Raw genomic sequence first — 18,425 nt, forward strand, 5'->3', positions numbered from 1 at the left:
TAAACTTGCGTCCATTCCCACCACCGCCTTCAAGCCGGAGCACCCCATGAGCGAGATCCCAGGCGATCTGAAATTTCTCAAGTCCCACGAGTGGGCCCGCGTCGAGGGCAACGGCCGCGTCACGGTCGGCATCTCCGATCACGCGCAGGGTCTGCTGGGCGACCTGGTCTATGTCGAGCTGCCGGGCGTCGGCGATACCGTGACCGCCGGCAACGCCAGCGCCGTGGTCGAGTCGGTCAAGGCCGCTTCGGACGTGTACAGCCCGGTCTCGGGCACGGTGGTCGAGGTCAACGATGGCCTGACCGACAAGCCGGAAACGATCAACGAAGACGCCTACGGCGACGGCTGGCTGTACGTGGTCGAGATCAGCAACCCGGAAGAACTCGAAGACCTGCTGGGTCCGGACGAGTACGCCGAGCAGATGGACGAAGAGGAAGACTGAGCCTCGCTTCCTCCGCCGGCTTCCAAAGCCGGCACGCTGCAACCGAAAACGCCGCGTCCATGACGCGGCGTTTTTCGTTGGTGCTTGCAGGCCGGTCATGGTCGCTCGCGTGCATCGATCAAACCCACGCGAAGCACGCGCGACATGCATCGAACGCCATGCATCGAGGACGCGTGGTGGCGAAAAGTTTGCGCAGTTCGTGCGCAATGCTGCTTGTGCGACGCGAAAAGCACGAACGAACTCTCGGCTTGGATCAGCCGCGATTCAACTGCGCGGCGCGTTCGCAGCGCCTGCATGCAGGCAAGCGTGCATGCACGATTTCGGCAAGTGCTTTCGCAGGTGCCATGCACGAAACATCATAAAAAAAGCACTCTGCTAAAAACGCATCGCTTGCATGCAGGCCATGTGGCGCATGCAGAAACGATGGCTCTTGCCGTCGACCGGGGAGGGCGTGCGAACGCATCGCGAAAATAGATGCGAAATTTTTTTGCAAAGTAGTTGACACCTATAAAAACCGTGATTAGGTTTCGCCCCAACACGCCTTCCGCACCACACATGCAAGCGAGCCGGTCATCGCGACGAAACGCACAACGACAAGGTCGCCCGTACGCCCCCCGATGAGGATGGTCGAAGGCTTCGCTTCCCCCAAAGAAATTCAGCGACTGATCTCACCAGACACCTGCGCCGCACCAGACGCGGGTGTCTTTGCATGGTCAGGCGCACGACGCAGGCAGTGGCCTGCGTCGAACAAGATCCGCCCCAGCGCGCATGGCGCGTCGGCGGCTGCATGCGGGTCCGACTCCCGCGGCGTTTCGAGTACTGGGCTTGGTACTGGATGTTTCATCCAAAGTAATCACTGACGAGGAGCCATCACATGGCAACGAAGAAAGCTGTAAAGAAAACGGCCAAGAAGGCCACCAAGAAAGTCGCCAAGAAAGCAGCCGTCAAGAAGGCTGTGAAGAAGGTCGCGAAGAAGGCTGCCAAGAAGGTCGCCAAGGCCAAGAAGGCAGTGAAGAAGGTCGTGAAGAAGGCTGCCAAGAAGGTCGCCAAGAAGCCGGCCAAGAAAGTAGCGAAGAAGGCTGCTGCCAAGAAGGTCGCCAAGAAGCCGGCCAAGAAGGTCGCCAAGAAGGCTGCTGCCAAGAAGGTTGTGAAGAAGGCCGCGAAGAAGGTCGCTAAGAAGGCTCCGGCCAAGAAGGCACCGGCCAAGAAAGTAGCCAAGAAGAAGGTTGCCAAGAAGAAGGCCGCCCCGGTCGCGCTTCCCGCGACGCCGGCTCCGCTGATCTAAAAAGATCGCGGCAACAGCGATACGCAAGACCGCAATACTTCGATAAAGCCTCCTCCCCGGCGCCCAGCGGGGAGGAGGTTTTTTTTCGCCTGCGTGTTGGCTTAGGCGGGCGCGAATGTTCAGGCAAGCGCACGCGAGACGCCGGGTCGATGCGTGTGCTCGGGACAAAAAAAGGCGCGACACACCGGAGGGGTATCGCGCCGCACGGCCATGCTGGCCGTGACAGGGGATCAGTCGCGCGCGGCGATCAGGCCGCTGATTTCCACGCGTCGATTGGGCGCTGGGCAATCGATGACTTCTGGCGAAGCCGGCCCGGGACTCTGCGCCAGTGGATCACCGGCCTTCGACTGGATCGTGTACGCGGCGATGCCGCCGGCGACCGAGCCATCACGCATGGCTTCGGCACGACGCTCGGACAGCGCCTGGTTGTCGTCCGCCGCGTGCAGGCGATCGGTGTCGCCGATCAGCTGCAGGTCGGAGAGTTGCCGTGCCGTCACGGCCTGCGCCATGAGGCTGGCCAGTCGCGGCCGCCAAGCAGCTGCGCCAGAGCGATAAGCGTCACGAGCTTGCGATAGCGCACGGAGGGATTGGGGCATCGCTGCATGGGGGCGTCCTTTGGGGCAGGGAACAAGCGGTGTTCGAGTCACCACTGGATGCCGGCGCCCACCGAGACGCCGCCATCGCCGCGGGTGTTGGTCGAGCCGCTGAGCTTGTAGACCCAGCGGCCGCCTTCGGTGATACCGGAGACACCCACGGCCAGGCCCGACTCGCCGTTGTAGCTGCCGGCGGCCACGGCGGCCATGTTGCGGCCCGGTTCTGAAGGCTGCGGCAGGCTGGCCGCCGCCATGGCCGAGGCGATGCCGGCCGAAGCGCGGTTGTCGACCTCGTTCAACTGGCGTCCGTACTGGGCAAAGCGCTGGTCGGTGTAGTCCTGCGCCCACGTCATGGCATCGGCCATGCCGGTGCTGAGCTGGGAGACGTTGACCGCATCGGTGCTGGCGGTACCGGGCGCGACATGGGTGACCTGGCGCTCGTTGCCGGTGCTGCCCACGGCGACGGAGTTGGCGCGGTCGGCGGTGGAGCCGCTGCCCAGCGCGACGCTGTTGTCGGCCGCGGCCAGCGCATCGCTGCCAAGCGCAGTGCTGTCGGCGCCGGAGGCCACCGCGTTGCTGCCGTAGGCGCTGCTGTTGAGTCTGCGCGCGCTGGCGCCGTTGCCCATCGCCGAGGCGTTATCGCCCAATGCGCTGGCGGCCTGGCCGATCGCGGTACTGCCGAGGCCTGTGGCGGCCGCACCGCTGCCATAGGCGCTGGCGCCGATCGCGCTGGCCATCGCGTTGTTGCCTGCCGCGATACTGTCGGAAGCAAGGGCCGAGGCCGCATTGCCGATCGCCACCGCGCTCAGGCCATTGGCATTGGCGCCGTTGCCCAGCGCCACCGCATTCTCGCCCGAGGCCAGTGCGGCATTGCCGAGCGCCACGCTGTCCAGGCCGAGTGCCTGGGCGGCCTCGCCGTCGGAGTTCACGTCCAGATACGGGCTGATCGCTTCGAGGTTGGTGATGCGCTGTTCGTAATCGTTGAGCGTGTTGTAAACGTTGGTCAGGTCCAGATCGCTCAGGTCGGGCACGCCGACGCCAAGATCGATATCGACCAGGCTTTCGCCCGCGTCGCATGCAAGGGTCACCACGCCGAGCACATCGGCGCAGACGCCCACGCCCGCGGTGATGCCGGGCAGGCTGATGCCCAGCAGTGCGCCGTCGCCGCCAGTGGCCAGCAAGCCGGTGCCGAGCAGGCCATCGCTGCCGATCACGCCTTCCAGCGTGTCGCCCAAGGCGGTGCCCAGGCTGCCACCGAGATTGCCGGTGCCGAGCGTGGAGCCGAGCAGATCGCCCAGGCCACCGACGGCACCGCCGCCCGTGCCATCGCTGCCCTGGAGCACATTGGCGACCACGCCGCCGACCTGGCTCACGGTCTGCGAGAGCCCAGCGGAAAGCGGTGCGAGCGCGGTGCTGTTGCCGGTCGCTGCGCCGAGCGTGCCGCCGAGTCCCTCGAGGGTCGTGCCGAGCACCGTCGCGACCGTGCCGCTGGCCGCATTGACCGTGTCGGACAGGTCGGACGACGTCAGCGCAGTGGCCGTGTCCTGCAACCCGCTGTCCAGCTCGGCCGTGGCGGCATTCAAGGTCTGGCCCAACGGCTGCGAACCGGTGATCGCCGACACTGCGCTGCCGAGTTGTTCGCCGGTCCGGCTCGCTGCATCGCCGACGCCGCTCACCGTGCTGGTCACGCCCTGGCCGAGCGCGTTGTTGGCGAGCAGCTGCGTGGTGAGTGTTTCGACCGGGTCGACGACGGCGGCCAGCGGCGCGTTGTCGGTGGCGCTGTTCAAATTGGCGAGCAGTTCGCTCACTGCATCGCTGACCGGGGAGGCGGTGCCACCGGTCCCGTCTTCTCCGCCCCCTGTTCCTGTCCCGGCGCCGGAGCTGCCCTGGACGACGGTGGCGACGACACCACTGACCTGGGTGACGGCCTGCGACAGGCCATCGCCGACAGCGTTCAGTGGCGCACTGGTGCCGGTGGCACCGCCAAGCGTGGTACCCACGCCGCTGATCGCGGTGTCGAGCACGCTGGCCACGGTCGTGCCGGCAGCGTTGACCGTGTCCGATAGATCCGAAGACGTGAGCGCGGTCGTGGTTGCCTGCAGACCTGTGCTCAGCACCGTGGTGCTGGCGCTGACCGTCTGGCCGAGCGGCGCGGAGGTGGTGATCGCAGTGACGACGCTGCCAAGCTGGCTGCCGGTTTGCGCTAAAGCGCTGCCCGTGCCGTTGCTGATTTGGCCGACGCCCTGGCCGAGCGCGGTGCCGGACAACAGCTGCGTTGTCGTGGCTTCGACCGGATCGACGATTGCCGCCAGCGGCGCATCCTGCAGCGGAGTCACGCCCAGGTTGGGCAGGCCAGCATTGCCTGCGCTGCTGCCCAGCACCGAGGTAACGGTGGTCTGCGCGGTCGTGCCCAGCGTGCTGGTGGCGGCGGTCGGCGATGTCGTCGCCGGCGACGCTGGCAGGTATTGATTGGCGGTCTGCAGCAGTTCGTTCAAGCGCAGGTCCTGCGCGGCCGCCGTGCTGGCGAATGCGCCAAGCAGGCCTGCGCTGGCCAATACCGCAATGGTGCGAGTGGCGCTGCGTCCGGCCTGCTTGCCGCGAGGCGACGCCAGCTCCGAGACCACCACCAGCGCGTTGAGGGTGCGATTCCAGACCAGTCGATAGATGCGATTCATGGGGATCCCCTGCTCATCCTTGCAGCGTCGCGGCGACGCGGTAGGCCTGCATTACAGGGGAGTGGACGCGCGCGGCTCACCTGAATCCGGCACGTCATGCGCGCGATCCGGCAAAGCGTTGGCCGAAACCGGCAGGCGATTGCACGTTTCTGGCAAGGCCGTGCATGCGCGGTCGCCCGCGCGGGCTTACATCGAGCGGCGCATCAAGGTGTCGCGCGGCAGTTCGCCGAACACGCGGCGATAGCTTTCGGCAAAGCGCGATAGATCCCACAGCCCGCAGCTCAGTGCCACGGCTTTCACCGACTTGCGACTGCTGTCAGCCACTGACAGGCTGCGGCACGCCATGCACAGGCGCAGCAGCGAGAGATAGCGGTTGGGCGAGATGCCGACCAGATCTTCGAAGGCGTAACGCAACGTGCGCTCGCTGACGCCTGCGGCGTCGCAGATTTCCTGGATGTAGATGTGGCGACGCAGGTGCATCCGCATGAAGTCTTCCGCACGCCGCAGGATCAGGTAACGCGCCCGGCGCGAGCGTGCACACACGATGCGGTCGAAGCTGCTTGCGGCCAGCACCTCGCGCACGTGGCAATCCAGTAAGGCCGCCAGGTCGTAACCGCCCAACGCCTGGTGGCCCTGGGCAAGCAGGGCATCGAGTTCGCCATAAGCCTGGCCCAGCTCGCCCTTGCCGTGGCTGTTGGTCAACGCCAGCGCATGGCCCGGTCCATCCAGGCTGCCCAGGTGCAGTTCGGAAAACTTCTTCTGCAGGCGGCGATATGGCAGCAGCGCGAAGCTCACGCGCGTGCCGCTGCTGAGCACGATCTCGCTGATGCCATCGGGCGTGAGCGTCACGATGGTGCCCGGCACCAGTGCCGCGCCGTGGCACCAGCTGGCGGCTTCGTCGATGTGGTGGATGTAGCCGATCAGGCACCAGTCCAGCGGCAGCATGAAGCGCGCGCGGGCGGTGAAGCCGATCTCCAGCGTGCACAGCAGCGACTCGTCATGCACCTGCTGCTGGATCGCCGCGCGTGGGCCGATGCCGTCCAGCAGCACGAGTTCGACATCGCAGACACGCAGCATTGCGCTGAGGTCGAGCAGGTCGAAGGGTTCGAGCACGCTGGCGCCTTCCATCTTCAAGCGCGACGGTCCACGTGCTGCTGCAGCGGGCAAGACTCGACCGGCCGCGCGAGGCGAGGCCTGTGTTGATGTCGCGTGTGACTTGACGCCCCCTGTGCACCGATGCCCATCGGCTCGTTCCACGTCCTGATGTCCGTGCGCCATCTAAACCTCAAAACCGGCGCGTGGATGTACGTTTTCGGAAATGTGGCCGGGCTTGCGAATCAATGCGTGGTCAAGAGTTGTCCATGCGCACAGATCGGCGGCGTCCAAGCTTGAGACTTGTGTTCCATGACAGCGCTGACACGCCTGCTGTTAGTGATTCTGAGCATGTGCGTCCCAGCGCGTGCAGCTGCCGTTTTTGTGTATTGCGCTGCGGGCTTCTCGCAGACGATGCCGTCCAAGGGCGCAACGCCCCGTGGCAGGCCAAAGGATCTTGGAAAAACACTGCAAGCAGGTAAGCCCGGCAGCACGTTTCCAACGGCTTCATCAGCGGCAGTGCTGGAAGCAAGGTGCTTTGTCTACCACGTCGTACACGCCGCACGCCTGGTCCGCCCGGGGCGTGACGGTCTCTCGATCAGGGCGATCCAATGCAGTCGGGGGAAATCCAATGAACGTTGCAATCAAGAAGTTCCTGAAGGAAGAAGACGGCGTCACCGCGCTGGAATACGGCCTGTTGGCTGCCATCGTCGCCAGTGCGCTGGTGCTCGTCTTTCAAAGCAACCTGAGTACGCTGTTCACCAGCTTGTTTACCAAACTGACCGCGGCTGTCGCAGCGGCTTGAGGATCAGTTCGAGGCCCTCGCGTTGAGTTTCAATGCTGAGCTGCGGGGAAGAACGTGCTGGCTCTGAATCCGATCCTTGCCGTGGCGATTGCGCTCAGCCTTCAAGTCGCAATCAGCGATTTGTACGCACGGCGGGTTTCCAACCGGGTCTTGTTGTGCGCCATCGGCGGGGCTGGCATCTGCTACGTGTCAGGCGTCGCGGGACCTCTCTCAGGCGTAGACGGTATGCTCGGTTTCTGCGCAGGGCTGGTGGCGATGCTGCCGTTCTACGCCATGCGGGTGATGGGGGCGGGGGACGTCAAGTTCTTCGCGGTCTTGGGGCTGTTGCTGGGATGGAAGGCGCTGTTGCCCGTGTGGGTGGTGGCCAGCCTGATGGCCGGGGTCTATGCGCTCTGTGTCCTGTCTTGGCGCAGAGTGGAAATTTGGATTCCGTCGGGCTGGTCGGTGGCGCTGGTTCGACACGTACCATCCTGCGTTGCACTGCGCGGGAAGGTGCTCGCGGCACGGCAGGGGCGGCAGGGCATTCCCTACGCCACCTGCCTGGCAATGGCGGCGATGGCCTGGATGGTCTGGGGGTGATGTATGCGAACGAGTGCAGGCGGCCGACGGTCGCGGGGAGCCCGGCCTAGCGCCCAGCGTGGCGTGGTCACGGTGGAGTACGCGCTGCTGCTGATGCTGGGCGTGATCCCGCTGCTGATGTTGCTGTTCACCGGGGTCATGATGTTCGCCGCGCAGCAGTCGCTGTCGCTGGCTTCCGCCGAAGGCGCGCGCGCATCGCTGCGCTATGGCACCACCGCCGAGCGGCGCAGCGCCGCGTGCATGGCGGCCAAGGGTTCAATGGAGTGGCTGCTGACGTATTCGGGCAGCCAGGCCAACTGCGCCAGCGCTGATGGCGCGCCGGTGGCGGTCTCACAGCCTTTCGCCTGCGCCGGCACGCCGGATCGGCAGTGCATGCAGGTGACGGTGAGCTTCGATTACGACGATCATCCATTTGTCCCCGGGACTGCCACAATGATGGGGTGGTTCCTCGGGCGGGACATGCGGAGTACCGCCGTTGCGCAACTTGACCTGGGCGAGTGATCGCTCGTGAAACACGGAATTTCATGACGATGCAGAAAGCAACTCGAACGCTCGCCCTGGCCCTGGTGGTCGTGGCGGTGGCCTTGGCCGGTGTCGCGCTGACCATGCTGGTGCGCTCCAAGGCGCCGGCCGAACCGACCGGTGTCCAGGTCGTGCGCACGCCCGACAGCGGCCAGTCCACCAAGGTGGTCGTGGCGGCGCGCGCGCTGCCCGCCGGCCTGCCGGTACAGGCGCTGGATCTGGAACAGGTCGAACGCAAGGGCGCCCCCGTGGGCGCCTTCCTGCGGGTCGAGGATGTGGTGGGGCGTTCGCCTTCGCAGTCGGTGAGCTCGGGCAGCGTGCTGACCGAGAACCAGTTCAAGGGTGGCCTGGCCTTGGCGCTGCGCCCGGGCGAGCGCGCCATCGCCATCCCGGTCGACGAGCTGGCCGGCGCGGGCAATCGCGTCGCGCCAGGCGATCTGGTGGACGTCTTCCTGAGCATCCGCGACCAGGGCGATGACCCGCGCGTGCCGGCCGCCGCCGCAGGCAGCCAGGCGCGCCTGCTGCTACCGCGCTTGCGTGTCCTCAGCTACGGCGATCGCGATGTCGACAGCCCCGCGCTGGTCCAGGGCACCGCGCCGCAGTCGCGCGAAGAAGGTAATGCCGATGCGCCGGCGCCGCAGCGCGAAGACCGCGCCGCCGCGATCACCGCCCGTGCAGGTGCTGGCGTCAGTCGCGCCGCCGCCACGGTCGCGCGTAGCGCCGTGCTGGCGGTGCCGGTGGACGGCGCCGATCGCCTGATCCTGGCCGCGCAGACCGGCAAGCTGTTCCTGGCCCTGCGTCATCCGGGCGACGAAGGCATGCCCGACCAGGAGTTGTTCCCCGCGCCGCGCCAGGTCCTGGGCCTGCGTGCTGGCCTGGACGATGCACAGCGCGAAAGCGCCAACAGCGCCGAGAACCGCGCCTATGCCGGCGTCGATTCGGCCGGCCTGCTGGGCCGCAATGGCCAGGCCGCAGCTAAGCCACAGCCGTCGCCGGCTGCGGACCGCCCGATCCGTTCGGCAGCGCCCACCGGTGGCCGCCTGGAGATCATCCGCGGCAGCCAGTCCGGCAGCACCTCCCCATGATGACTTTCCAGGCCTCCATGACTTCTTCTTCCAAGCTGCCGCGCCGCCTCGTGACCTGCCTGCTGGTGGCATCGCTGTTGACCACCACCGCGGCGGGCCAGGCGCAGACCGATCCAGGCACGGCGCTGGTCCTGCAGAGCCATGAGCAGCGTCCGTGGACGTTGCCGGCCGACCTGGAGCGCGTGGCCATCGCCGATCCCGAGGTGGCCGACCTGGTCACGCTCAAGGGCGGCAAGAGCGCGCTGCTGGTGGCCAAGAAGCCCGGCCAGACCACGCTGCTGCTGTGGCATCGCGGCGCGGCCACGCCGCAGCGCATGTCGGTGGAAGTGCGCGGCGCGCTGCAGCAGCAGCTGAGCCAGGGCAGCCCGGTCGCGGTGGCCGTGCAGGACAACCAGGCGACGCTGCAGGGCAGCGCACCTTCGCTGCTGGACCACGAAGCCGCGCGCAAGGCCGCGATCAGTGCGATCGGCCCGCAGGGCGTGATCAGCGATGTCTCCACCGTGTCCACCGGCGGCGTGGTCCAGGTCGACGTGAAGGTGGTCGAGTTCAACCGCACCTCGCTCAAGCAGATCGGCATCAACTTCACCAACACCAATGGCGGCTTCAGCTACGGCGTGACCTCGCCGGGTGCCAGTGATTCCAGCAGCGCGCTGTCGTCGGCCTTCAGCCTGGTGGCTTCCTCGGCCAAGCATGCGTGGGACGCCAGCTTCGACCTGCTCACCAGCAACGGCATGGCCCGCGTGCTGGCCGAGCCGTCGCTGACCGCGCTGTCGGGCCAGAGCGCCAGCTTCCTGGCCGGCGGCGAACTGCCGATCCTGGAGCCGCAGGGTTTGGGCACCACCACGGTGACCTTCAAGCCCTTCGGCATCGGCCTGACCGTGACCCCGACGGTGCTGTCGTCCGATCGCATCGCGCTCAAGGTCGCACCGGAAGCCAGCGAGCTGGACTACAGCAGCGCCGTCACCCTCGATGGCGTACAGGTGCCGGCGATCTCCACGCGTCGTGCCGACACCACGGTCGAACTGGGCGACGGCGAGAGCTTCGTCATCGGCGGCCTGGTCAGCAGCAACATGGCCACGACCGTCGCCAAGGTGCCGCTGCTGGGCGACCTGCCGATCATCGGTTCTTTCTTCCGCAACCTGCAGTACAAGCGCCAGGACAAGGAACTGGTGATCGTGGTGACCCCGCATCTGGTCAAGCCGATCGCGCGCGGCGTCAACGTGCCGCTGCCCGGCGCACGCGAAGCCGATGCCAAGCTGCCGGTGTGGGGCAGCTGGCTGCTGCATCCGGCCGGCCCGGACCAGCTCCCCGGATTCTCACGCTGATGGCACCCACGCCCGCCACGTCGAAGTTCGACATGTTCTCGTCGCGCCAGCCGGACAGCGATGCGCCGAAGCTGCTGCTGTTCGCGCCGGACAACGGCTTCCTGCCGCGTCTGACCTCCAAGCTCGGCGGTCGCTATGCGCTGAGCTGGCAGGACAGCCGCGATGTGCTGCCGGCCACCGTGGCGCAGCAGGGCAAGGACTGGGACGTGCTGCTGCTGGATTTCACCAGCACCAACATCCGCTATTCGATCGAACTGGCCCAGCAGCTGGCCACGGCCAATCCGCAGCTGGTGATGGTGGCCGTGGGCACCGGTGCGCCGGACCAGGGCGAGGCGGTGCTGTCGGCCATGCGCGCGGGCATGCAGGACTTCATCGATCTGGACAGTGGCCCGGGCGAAGTCCAGGAGCTGCTGCAGCGCGTGCTGTCGCGCAAGCCTGCACCATCGGCCGCACCGGTTGCGCAGGACACGCCGGCGCCACAGCAGCGCGGCAAGCTGGTGCTGCTGTACGGCGTGCGCGCCGGCGTCGGCACCAGCACGCTGGTGGGCTATCTCGGCGTGATGTCGCGCCCGGCGACCACGCCATCCACGGTCGCCGATGCGCATGCCGATTCGCGCCTGGTGCTGGACCTGGGCTATCCGGCGGCTGATGTCTCGCTGTACTTGGGGCTCAACGGCCGGTTCCATTACGACGAAGCGCTGCGCAACCCGACGCGCATCGATGCAACCCTGGCGCGCACGGCCTTTGCCGAGCATCCCAGCGGCGTGGCGGTGCTGGGCCGCGCGCCGGGCGAACTGCCGCAGGCGCAGGACCCGCATGCCTTGATCGAGCGCCTGCGCGCGGTGTATCCGCTGGTGCTGTGCGATATCGGCGGCGTGCCGGTGCAGCAGATGCCGCTGACCCTGCTGCAGGACGCCAGTGAAGTGTGGCTGGTGACCGACCAGTCGATCGGCGCGCTGGTGTCGTTCAACCAGATCCACCTGGAACTGGGTGAACGCCGGCTGCTGGACGATCGCTTCAAGGTGATCGTCAACCGCTACGACGAAACCGCCGGCATCAGCAGTGCGCAGATCGCCGAGCGCTTCAGCCTGCCGGTGCTAGCCACGCTGCCCGACCGCGGCCGCGTGCTGCGTGCGGCCGCCAGCCTGGGCACGCTGCTGCCGCAGGCCGGCTCGCGCGATCCGTACCTGCGCGCGCTCGATCCGCTCGCGTCCCGCCTGGGAGGCGTCGGTGCCGGAGCGGCCTCGCCGCTGCAGCGCCTGGCGCAACGACTGAAGAAATCGCCGGCATGAACAGCAACGTCACCCCGTTCGTCCTGAAACGGGACGCGAAAGGATTTTCCGAGAGGGAATTGCCGATGTCCTCACCCACGCCTTTCGATCAGACCGAGCATTTCCAGGGCGTCCTGCTGGCGGTGCACGAGCACCTGCTCAACCAGATCGAGGACGAGCGGATCGACATCGATTCTTGGGCGCCGGACACGATCGCCAAGTACGTGCGGATGCAGACCTCGACCTTCGTGCGCGAGTGGCGCATCCCGGTCAATGAATCGGAAATGGAGCTGGTCGCCATCGCCCTGCAGAAGGAGCTGACCGGTTTCGGTCCGCTGGAAGACCTGCTGCTGGACCCGAAGATCGAAGACATCCTGATCAACGGCTACAAGGACATCCACGTCTCCCAGGGCGGCGTGCTGACCCGCGCGCCGCAGCGCTTCAGCGATGATCGCCACCTGCTGCGTATCCTGCGCCGGATCCTGGCACCGCTGGGCCGCCGCCTGGACGAATCCAACCCGATGGTCGATGCGCGCCTGCCCAACGGCGGCCGCCTCAACGCGATCATCTCGCCGCTGGCCGTCGACGGCCCGATGGTGTCGATCCGCAAATTCCGCAAGGACCCGTTCACGCCCGACGAGCTGATGGATCGCGGCGCGTTCGACAAGCCGATGCGCGCGCTGCTGGATGCGATGGTGCAGGGCCGCTGCAACATCGTGATCTCCGGCGGCACCAGCTCAGGCAAGACCTCGCTGCTCAATGCGCTGGCCAGTTTCGTGCCGTCCAACGAGCGCATGGTGACGGTGGAAGACACCGCCGAACTCTCGCTCAACCATCCTCACGTGGTGCGCCTGGAAAGCCGCGTCGGCGGCCTGGACGGCACTGGCGCGGTCAGCATCCGCGACCTGCTGCGCAACAGCCTGCGCATGCGCCCGGACCGCATCGTGGTGGGCGAAGTGCGCGGCGCCGAAGTGCTGGAAATGCTGCAGGCGATGAACACCGGCCACGACGGTTCGATGGCCACCATCCATGCCAACTCACCGCGCGATTGCCTGTATCGCATCGAGATGCTGTCGGGCTTTGCCGGCTTCCAGGGCAGCGAGGAAAGCCTGCGTCGCCAGATCGCCGGCGCCATCGATTTCATCGTGCAGATCTCGCGCCTGGCCAACGGCCGCCGCGTGATCACCTCGATTACCGAAATCACCGGCGTCACCGACAACCTGATCACTACCCAGGAACTGTTCCGCCACGAGCCCGGCTATGACGGCGCGCCGGAACACGACCGCTGGACGGGCCTGGGCTTCCACCCGCACTCGTACAAGCTCGAACCGTATCGCCAGTACCTGCGCAACGCCCTGCACGAGACCTATTGATGGCTTTGGTCCTGCTCCTGCTGAGTCTGGTCGCGCTGCTGCTGGCTGCCGGCGTCGAACTCTGGTTCGGCGTCGCCGCACGCCAGCGCCAGCGCCTGGCCGCGCAGGTCGCCGAACAGCGCATGGCGGCCTCCAGGACATCGGCACCGGGCGCGCGCTCGGAAGCGGCGGCCGCCGCGCTGTCGCCCAGCGCCGGCACGGCGGTCGCGTCGACGGGCATTGGCGCGCGCTGGCTGGCGTTGCTTCGCCGGGCCAACCTCAGTGCGACCCATCGCACGACCGCGGTGATCTTCGGCGCGGGTTTGCTGTTGATGCTGGGCAGCTGGGTGCGGCTGGGCTCGGTGTGGTTCGGCCTGCTGACGCTGGCCGTCTATGCCGCGGCGATCGCGCTGTGGCTGCATCGTCGGGTCGAGCGCCAGCTGCAGCAGCTGGTGCGCCAGCTGCCGGATTTCCTCGACAACATGGTGCGCGTGGCCAGCATCGGCAACAGCCTGACGATGGCCTTCCAGAGCGCCACCGCGCAGGCCTCGGCGCCGCTGCGCCCGGTGCTGGATGCAGCGATGTCCTACAGCCGCGGCGGCATGGACCTGGACCGCGCGTTGTCGCTGGCGGCGAAACCTTACCGGCTGCAGGCGCTGGATACGCTGGCCGTGGTGCTGGGCACCAGCATCCGCATCGGCGGCCGCACCGACCAGATCCTGCAGCGCATGAGCGACTTCCTGCGCGATATCGAACAGGTGCAACTGGAGCTGCGCGCGACCACCTCCGAGACGCGGATGTCGGCCTGGGTGCTGGGCCTGCTGCCGGTGGCCTGCGCGCTGTTCATGGCGCTGGTGGACCCGAAATTCTTCGCGCCGATGTTCCAGCAGCCGCTGGGCCACAAGCTGATGCTCGGCGCGGTGCTGCTGGAGGCGATCGGCGCGTTCACGCTGTATCGCCTGGCCAAGTCGCTATGAGCCCCCGGGAGATGCCGACGTGGTGATGCTGCTGGCTGCGGCCATCCTGATCTTCGCCATCGCGCTGTTGCTGCTGGGCAGCGACCTGTGGACGCGCGCGCGTCTGGACAACCGTCGCGACCAGGCGCTGGAGCGCGCCTTCGGCAACGCGCAGCCGCAGGACGCGCCGGAACAAACCGGTGGCGTGCGCAGCCAATTGCTGGAGCAACTGGCCAGCCTGGGGCGCCGTTTCGAAGGCAGTCGCGTGCGCGATTGGTTGCTGGCCGACGAGGATCGTCTGCTGCTGGATCAGGTCGGCTGGAACAACAGTTCCGGCACCGCCGTATTCCTCGGCCTGCGCCTGCTGCTGGCCTTGCTGCTGCCGCTGGCCGTGCTGGCGCTGGGCGACCTGCAGGGCATCAAGGCGTTCGTCGTGCCGTTGGCCGCGCTGGCGGCGGGCGTACTGCTGCCCAAGTTCGCGCTGCGCAGCTGGGCGCGGCATCTGTGCAAGCAGGCCAGCGATGAATTGCCGCTGCTGATCGACCTGCTGCGCCTGCTGCAGGGCGTGGGGTTCAGTGTCGACCAGAGCCTGCAGATGCTGGGCGAAAAACTGCGCCCGGCGCTGCCGGTGCTGGGCCGCGAACTGGCCGATGCCAACGCCGCCTACAGCCTGGGCCGCGCGCGCGCGCAGTCGCTGCATCGCCTGGCCGAATCGTTCGGCGACAAGGACCTGCGCAGCCTGGTCCAGCTGATGGTGCAGGTGCACCAGCATGGTGGCGCTGTACAGGAGCCGTTGCGCCAGTTCAGCCTGCGCCTGCGCGAGCAGCGCCGCATGGAGATGAAGGAAAAAGTGGGCAAGCTCTCGGTGAAGATGACGGTGGTGATGATGTTCACGCTGCTGCCTGCGCTGTTGATGGTGCTGGCGGGGCCGGCGCTGATCGCGCTGGGCAGCACGATCGCGCGGATGGCCCAATGACGGCGCCGCGCATGCTCGCGATCGCCGCGGTGCTGGTGCTGGCCGGCTGCGCGACCAAGGGTGGCTACAACCAGCCGCCGCCGGCCGCTGTGCAGGCCGCGCAGGAACAGACGCCCGAGCAGGACGATCGCGCGATGTATCTGTCGCTGATCCATCGCATGCAGGACGAAGGCGCGTACTTCGCCTCGCTGGCGCATATCGACGCCTATCGCCAGCGGTTTTCCGGCAGTGCCGAACTGGACCTGCTGCAGGCCGATGCGCTGCGCAACACCGACAAGCCCGCCGAAGCCAGCACGCTGTACCACGCGCTGACCAAGGGCCCGCAGGCCGGCCCGGCCTGGCACGGCCTGGGCCTGATCGCCGCGGCCCAGGGCCAGTACGCCGAGTCGGCCACGCTGCTGGGTAAAGCGGTCGCGATGGATCCGCTCAACGTGGATTACCTCGGTGACCTCGGCTTTGCGCGTCTGCGCGCCGGGCAGGTGGCGGAGGCCCGCGAACCGCTGGCCAAGGCGGCCGAGCTGGCGCCGGCCAACCAGAAGGCCGTGGCCAACCTGGCGCTCTACACCATGCTGTCCGGTGACGGCGCGCGCGCCGAGGCCATGATCCAGAAGGCCGGCCTGTCGCAGGCCGCGCGCGATGAAATCTACCGGCTGTCGATGTCGCTCAAGCGCGCCTCGTCGAGCACGACACCGGCCGGCGGTGTACGCGCGGCGGCCGCCGCACCTTCCACCGTCGACGGCATCGCCGCGCCCCCATCCATGCTTGAACGTTTCGGTGACCGCTCAGACGCGCACCAGGAGAATCCGCGATGAAACACCCCGCAGCACTGCGCCGCGTCCCGCTGCTGGCGTCCCTGAGCCTGGCGCTGTTGATCGCCGCGCCCGCCTTCGCCCAGCAGCAGCCGCTGACCGGTCAGCGCATGGGCAAGGACGCCAGCGTGCCGTCGCCGCCTCCGCCGCCGGCCGAAGCCCTGGGCCAGTTGCCGGCACCCATGCCGATGCCGGAGCCCGTCGCCGCGCCGATGGACGAACCCGCCAGCCGTGCGCCGCTGGCCTCGAGCGAGATCGGCACCACCACGCGCGCACTGCTACGCATGCAGGTCGAAGGCACCTACGCCGGCCGCAGCCAGCCAATGCTGGGCGATGAAGCCACTGCCGCCTATCAGCGTTACCTCAAGAGCTTCGAGCATCCGATCCCGGAGTTCTTCGAAGGCAACCTGCCCAGCGGCAAGCGCGGCGCCTCGCAGGGCAGCGCCGGGAACTGATGCCCATGGCCGCCGGCGCCTCGGTTGCTTCGCGCAGGGCAGGTGGCCAGTCGTTGCCGGGCGCCCGGCAGCAGCGTGGCGCCGGCGCGGTGACCATGCTGCTCCTGCTGGGCATGCTGGTCGGCATGCTGGTGCTGGTCGAAGTCGGCTACATCTATTGGGTCAAGCGCGAGGCACAGAAGATCGCCGACCTCTCCGCACTGGCCGGCGCGCAACGCCTGGATCTGTGCGTGGGCGGCCTGGACAACAGCGCCGCCCGCGAGATCGCGACGGTGGCCAACCGCTTCACCGGCACGCTGCAGGTGCGCTGCGGCAACTGGGCCATGGGCAACGCCGCGCAGGACCATTTCGTGGTCTCGACCGATGAGGTGCTGGTCAACGCGGTGCAGGTGGTCGCGCGGCAATCGGTGGTGCCGTTCTTCAGCACCAGCAGCGGGCTGACGGTATCGGCCTCGGCGGTCGCGCGGCACGCGGTGCCGACCGCGGCCTTCAGCGTCGGCTCGCGCCTGCTCAACGTGAACAGCGAAGCCCCGCTGCAAGGCCTGCTGCGCCTGGTCGGTGCCGACCTGGACGCGACCCAACTGCTCAGCTACAACGCATTGGCCGACGTCCAGGTGACCCCGCGCGGCCTGCTCAGCGCGCTCGGCGTCGGCATCGATGCGGACCTCACCGTCGGCGAGATCAACTCGCTGCTGCAGGCCGAAAGCCTCAGCGTCGGCCAGCTGCTCGATGTCGTGACCACGATTGCCAGCCAGCAGCAGTTGCCTTTGATCGACATCACCGCGTTGCGCAGTGCCTTGCGCCAGTCCCCACTGGGCAATCTGGACGCCGTGACGATCCGCCTCGGCAGTGGGCCTGATGGCGGCGGCTTGCTGTCGCAACTGACCGGCACCACCGACGCGGCCAATGCCGCACTGGATACGAATCTCAACGTGCTGGATCTGGTCGGCGCTGCGATCACGATCGCCAGCGGCAAGCATGCGATCACGCTGGAGGAGTTGGGGACGCTAGGCGGCATCACCGCCAAGGCGGCCGTGGTCGAGCCTGCTTCTCTGGGCATCGGCGCCATCGGCACCACGGCCTACAACGCCCAGATCCGGGTCAACCTGGATGTCGATACCGACAAGCTGGCCGTGGTCGGCTCGGTCCTCAAGCTGCTTGGGATCCGGGTGCACCTGCCGGTGTTCGTGGATGTGGTCGATGCCTTCGGCGAGTTGACCGGCATCGACTGCAGCGGCGAAGTGCCCACGGCGACCATCGCAGTGACCAGCAGCATTTCCAACATCTGCGTCGGCCAGCCGGTCGGCGACTGGGCCTCGACCCAGGACATGTGCGTCAGCCCAGGGAGCCTGCTCAACGCCGATCTGGCGACGCTGTTTGGCAAATCGGTGCTCTCGACCCAGCTGCAGGTCCCCAGTCTCGCGTCGCATCAGGAGGTCACCCTGCCGGCGGGGGAAGTGGCCACGGTCGCGCCGAACCAGCTGGCCGTCGGTACCCTGGTGAGCAATCTCGTCGCCGAACTGCTCGACGCGGTGGACAGCCTGCTGTCGCCGACAGATTCCAGCAGCGCGACCGCGGCCAACCTGGCCAACCAGTACCTGCAGGCGACCAAGGACAGCAACGGCCGCTACAACATCAACGCCGTGGTCGCCGCGCTCCAGAATGGCTACGGCGATCTGGGCGCGCTGGGGACCTGGAATACGCCCATTCCCAGCTGCACCGGTTCGATCATCCCCAGCTGCAAGCTGGTGAACGGCGATGTCTGGGCCGGCTTCCGCTACGAGACCACCAATCCCGACACCAGCCTGCTGGGCGGCCTGCTGAGCGCGCTGGGCGTGACCAGCTGCACCGGCCTGCTCACCAACCTGTTGAACTACAACAACTGCGTGGCCAACTCGCTGGCCAAGTACGTGGCGACCAACCCGGCCGGGGTCAAGGCACCGACCAGCAACGCTGCCAGTTGCACCGGCGTGCTCTGCGCGCTGTTGCGCCCGGTCATCCAGGGCACCCTGGAGCCGCTGCTCAATTCGGTGGGGAGCGTGCTCTCCAGCACGCTGGCGAACGTCTTCGGGCTGGAACTGGGGCGTTCGGACGTGCACGTCCAGGCCGTTCAGTGTCGCTCCTCGCAGTTGGTGTACTGAGCCCGGATGCATGAGAATCCGGGTCAGTCCGCCGTCGGCGCGACGTGGGTGCGTGCTACCAT

At 67.3% G+C, this 18,425-nt stretch carries 17 protein-coding genes; 14 read left to right on the forward strand and 3 right to left on the reverse strand.

The annotated features are described in order from the left end of the window. Window positions 1-46: 46 nt before the first annotated feature. Both gcvH and BMZ17_RS11240 read left to right on the forward strand, forming a co-directional pair. On the forward strand, window positions 47-442 hold the full coding sequence (gene gcvH, locus BMZ17_RS11235; RefSeq protein ID WP_093138663.1) for a glycine cleavage system protein GcvH: 396 nt from the start codon (window positions 47-49) through the stop codon (window positions 440-442). Between the two features lie 874 nt (window positions 443-1,316). Beyond that, complete coding sequence (locus BMZ17_RS11240) at window positions 1,317-1,727, forward strand: histidine biosynthesis protein HisIE (RefSeq protein WP_093138664.1); 411 nt, start codon at window positions 1,317-1,319, stop codon at window positions 1,725-1,727. A 230-nt stretch (window positions 1,728-1,957) separates the two neighbouring features. Here the strand turns inward: BMZ17_RS11240 and BMZ17_RS11245 are convergent, their stop codons facing one another. The 3 genes from BMZ17_RS11245 to BMZ17_RS11255 all read right to left on the reverse strand — a co-directional run bounded on the left by BMZ17_RS11245 (window position 1,958) and on the right by BMZ17_RS11255 (window position 6,123). Next, the gene (locus BMZ17_RS11245) at window positions 1,958-2,224 is read right to left on the reverse strand and encodes a hypothetical protein (protein ID WP_217645789.1); all 267 of its coding nucleotides are present in this window, start codon (window positions 2,222-2,224) and stop codon (window positions 1,958-1,960) included. Between the two features lie 146 nt (window positions 2,225-2,370). Then, window positions 2,371-4,995, reverse strand: coding sequence for an ESPR-type extended signal peptide-containing protein (locus BMZ17_RS11250; protein WP_093138666.1), 2,625 nt, complete (start codon window positions 4,993-4,995; stop codon window positions 2,371-2,373). Between the two features lie 186 nt (window positions 4,996-5,181). Next, complete coding sequence (locus tag BMZ17_RS11255; protein ID WP_093138667.1) at window positions 5,182-6,123, reverse strand: AraC family transcriptional regulator; 942 nt, start codon at window positions 6,121-6,123, stop codon at window positions 5,182-5,184. A gap of 595 nt (window positions 6,124-6,718) precedes the next feature. Between BMZ17_RS11255 and BMZ17_RS11260 the strand changes: the two genes are divergently transcribed. The 12 genes from BMZ17_RS11260 to BMZ17_RS11315 all read left to right on the forward strand — a co-directional run bounded on the left by BMZ17_RS11260 (window position 6,719) and on the right by BMZ17_RS11315 (window position 18,363). Continuing rightward, window positions 6,719-6,892: a Flp family type IVb pilin gene (locus BMZ17_RS11260; protein ID WP_093138668.1), complete on the forward strand. Its 174-nt coding sequence runs from the start codon at window positions 6,719-6,721 to the stop codon at window positions 6,890-6,892. 54 nt (window positions 6,893-6,946) lie between these two features. Continuing rightward, on the forward strand, window positions 6,947-7,471 hold the full coding sequence (locus BMZ17_RS11265) for an A24 family peptidase (RefSeq protein ID WP_343124184.1): 525 nt from the start codon (window positions 6,947-6,949) through the stop codon (window positions 7,469-7,471). 3 nt (window positions 7,472-7,474) lie between these two features. Further along, entirely contained in the window at window positions 7,475-7,972 is a 498-nt protein-coding gene (locus BMZ17_RS11270; protein ID WP_093138669.1) for a TadE/TadG family type IV pilus assembly protein, read from the forward strand. Between the two features lie 23 nt (window positions 7,973-7,995). Further along, window positions 7,996-9,078: a Flp pilus assembly protein CpaB gene (gene cpaB, locus BMZ17_RS11275; RefSeq protein ID WP_093138670.1), complete on the forward strand. Its 1,083-nt coding sequence runs from the start codon at window positions 7,996-7,998 to the stop codon at window positions 9,076-9,078. A gap of 17 nt (window positions 9,079-9,095) precedes the next feature. Continuing rightward, the gene (locus BMZ17_RS11280; RefSeq protein ID WP_093139650.1) at window positions 9,096-10,403 is read left to right on the forward strand and encodes a type II and III secretion system protein family protein; all 1,308 of its coding nucleotides are present in this window, start codon (window positions 9,096-9,098) and stop codon (window positions 10,401-10,403) included. After that, complete coding sequence (locus tag BMZ17_RS11285; RefSeq protein WP_093138671.1) at window positions 10,403-11,695, forward strand: AAA family ATPase; 1,293 nt, start codon at window positions 10,403-10,405, stop codon at window positions 11,693-11,695. The genes BMZ17_RS11280 and BMZ17_RS11285 overlap by 1 nt, the downstream gene beginning before the upstream one ends. A 65-nt stretch (window positions 11,696-11,760) precedes the next feature. Beyond that, window positions 11,761-13,047 carry a CpaF family protein gene (locus BMZ17_RS11290; protein ID WP_254775284.1) on the forward strand — a complete coding sequence of 429 codons (1,287 nt, stop codon included), beginning with the start codon at window positions 11,761-11,763 and terminating at the stop codon, window positions 13,045-13,047. After that, window positions 13,047-14,003, forward strand: coding sequence for a type II secretion system F family protein (locus BMZ17_RS11295; protein WP_093138673.1), 957 nt, complete (start codon window positions 13,047-13,049; stop codon window positions 14,001-14,003). Before BMZ17_RS11290 ends, BMZ17_RS11295 begins: the two co-directional genes overlap by 1 nt. Before the next feature lie 25 nt (window positions 14,004-14,028). Continuing rightward, complete coding sequence (locus BMZ17_RS11300) at window positions 14,029-14,958, forward strand: type II secretion system F family protein (protein ID WP_093138674.1); 930 nt, start codon at window positions 14,029-14,031, stop codon at window positions 14,956-14,958. An 11-nt stretch (window positions 14,959-14,969) separates the two neighbouring features. Next, complete coding sequence (locus BMZ17_RS11305) at window positions 14,970-15,770, forward strand: tetratricopeptide repeat protein (RefSeq protein ID WP_175485559.1); 801 nt, start codon at window positions 14,970-14,972, stop codon at window positions 15,768-15,770. Continuing rightward, window positions 15,767-16,222: a DUF3613 domain-containing protein gene (locus BMZ17_RS11310; protein WP_093138676.1), complete on the forward strand. Its 456-nt coding sequence runs from the start codon at window positions 15,767-15,769 to the stop codon at window positions 16,220-16,222. The genes BMZ17_RS11305 and BMZ17_RS11310 overlap by 4 nt, the downstream gene beginning before the upstream one ends. Before the next feature lie 5 nt (window positions 16,223-16,227). Further along, the gene (locus BMZ17_RS11315; RefSeq protein ID WP_175485560.1) at window positions 16,228-18,363 is read left to right on the forward strand and encodes a pilus assembly protein TadG-related protein; all 2,136 of its coding nucleotides are present in this window, start codon (window positions 16,228-16,230) and stop codon (window positions 18,361-18,363) included. The last annotated feature ends 62 nt before the right edge of the window (window positions 18,364-18,425 follow it).

Origin of the sequence: Pseudoxanthomonas sp. GM95, from assembly GCF_900109775.1 — a bacterium.
GTDB lineage: Bacteria > Pseudomonadota > Gammaproteobacteria > Xanthomonadales > Xanthomonadaceae > Pseudoxanthomonas_A.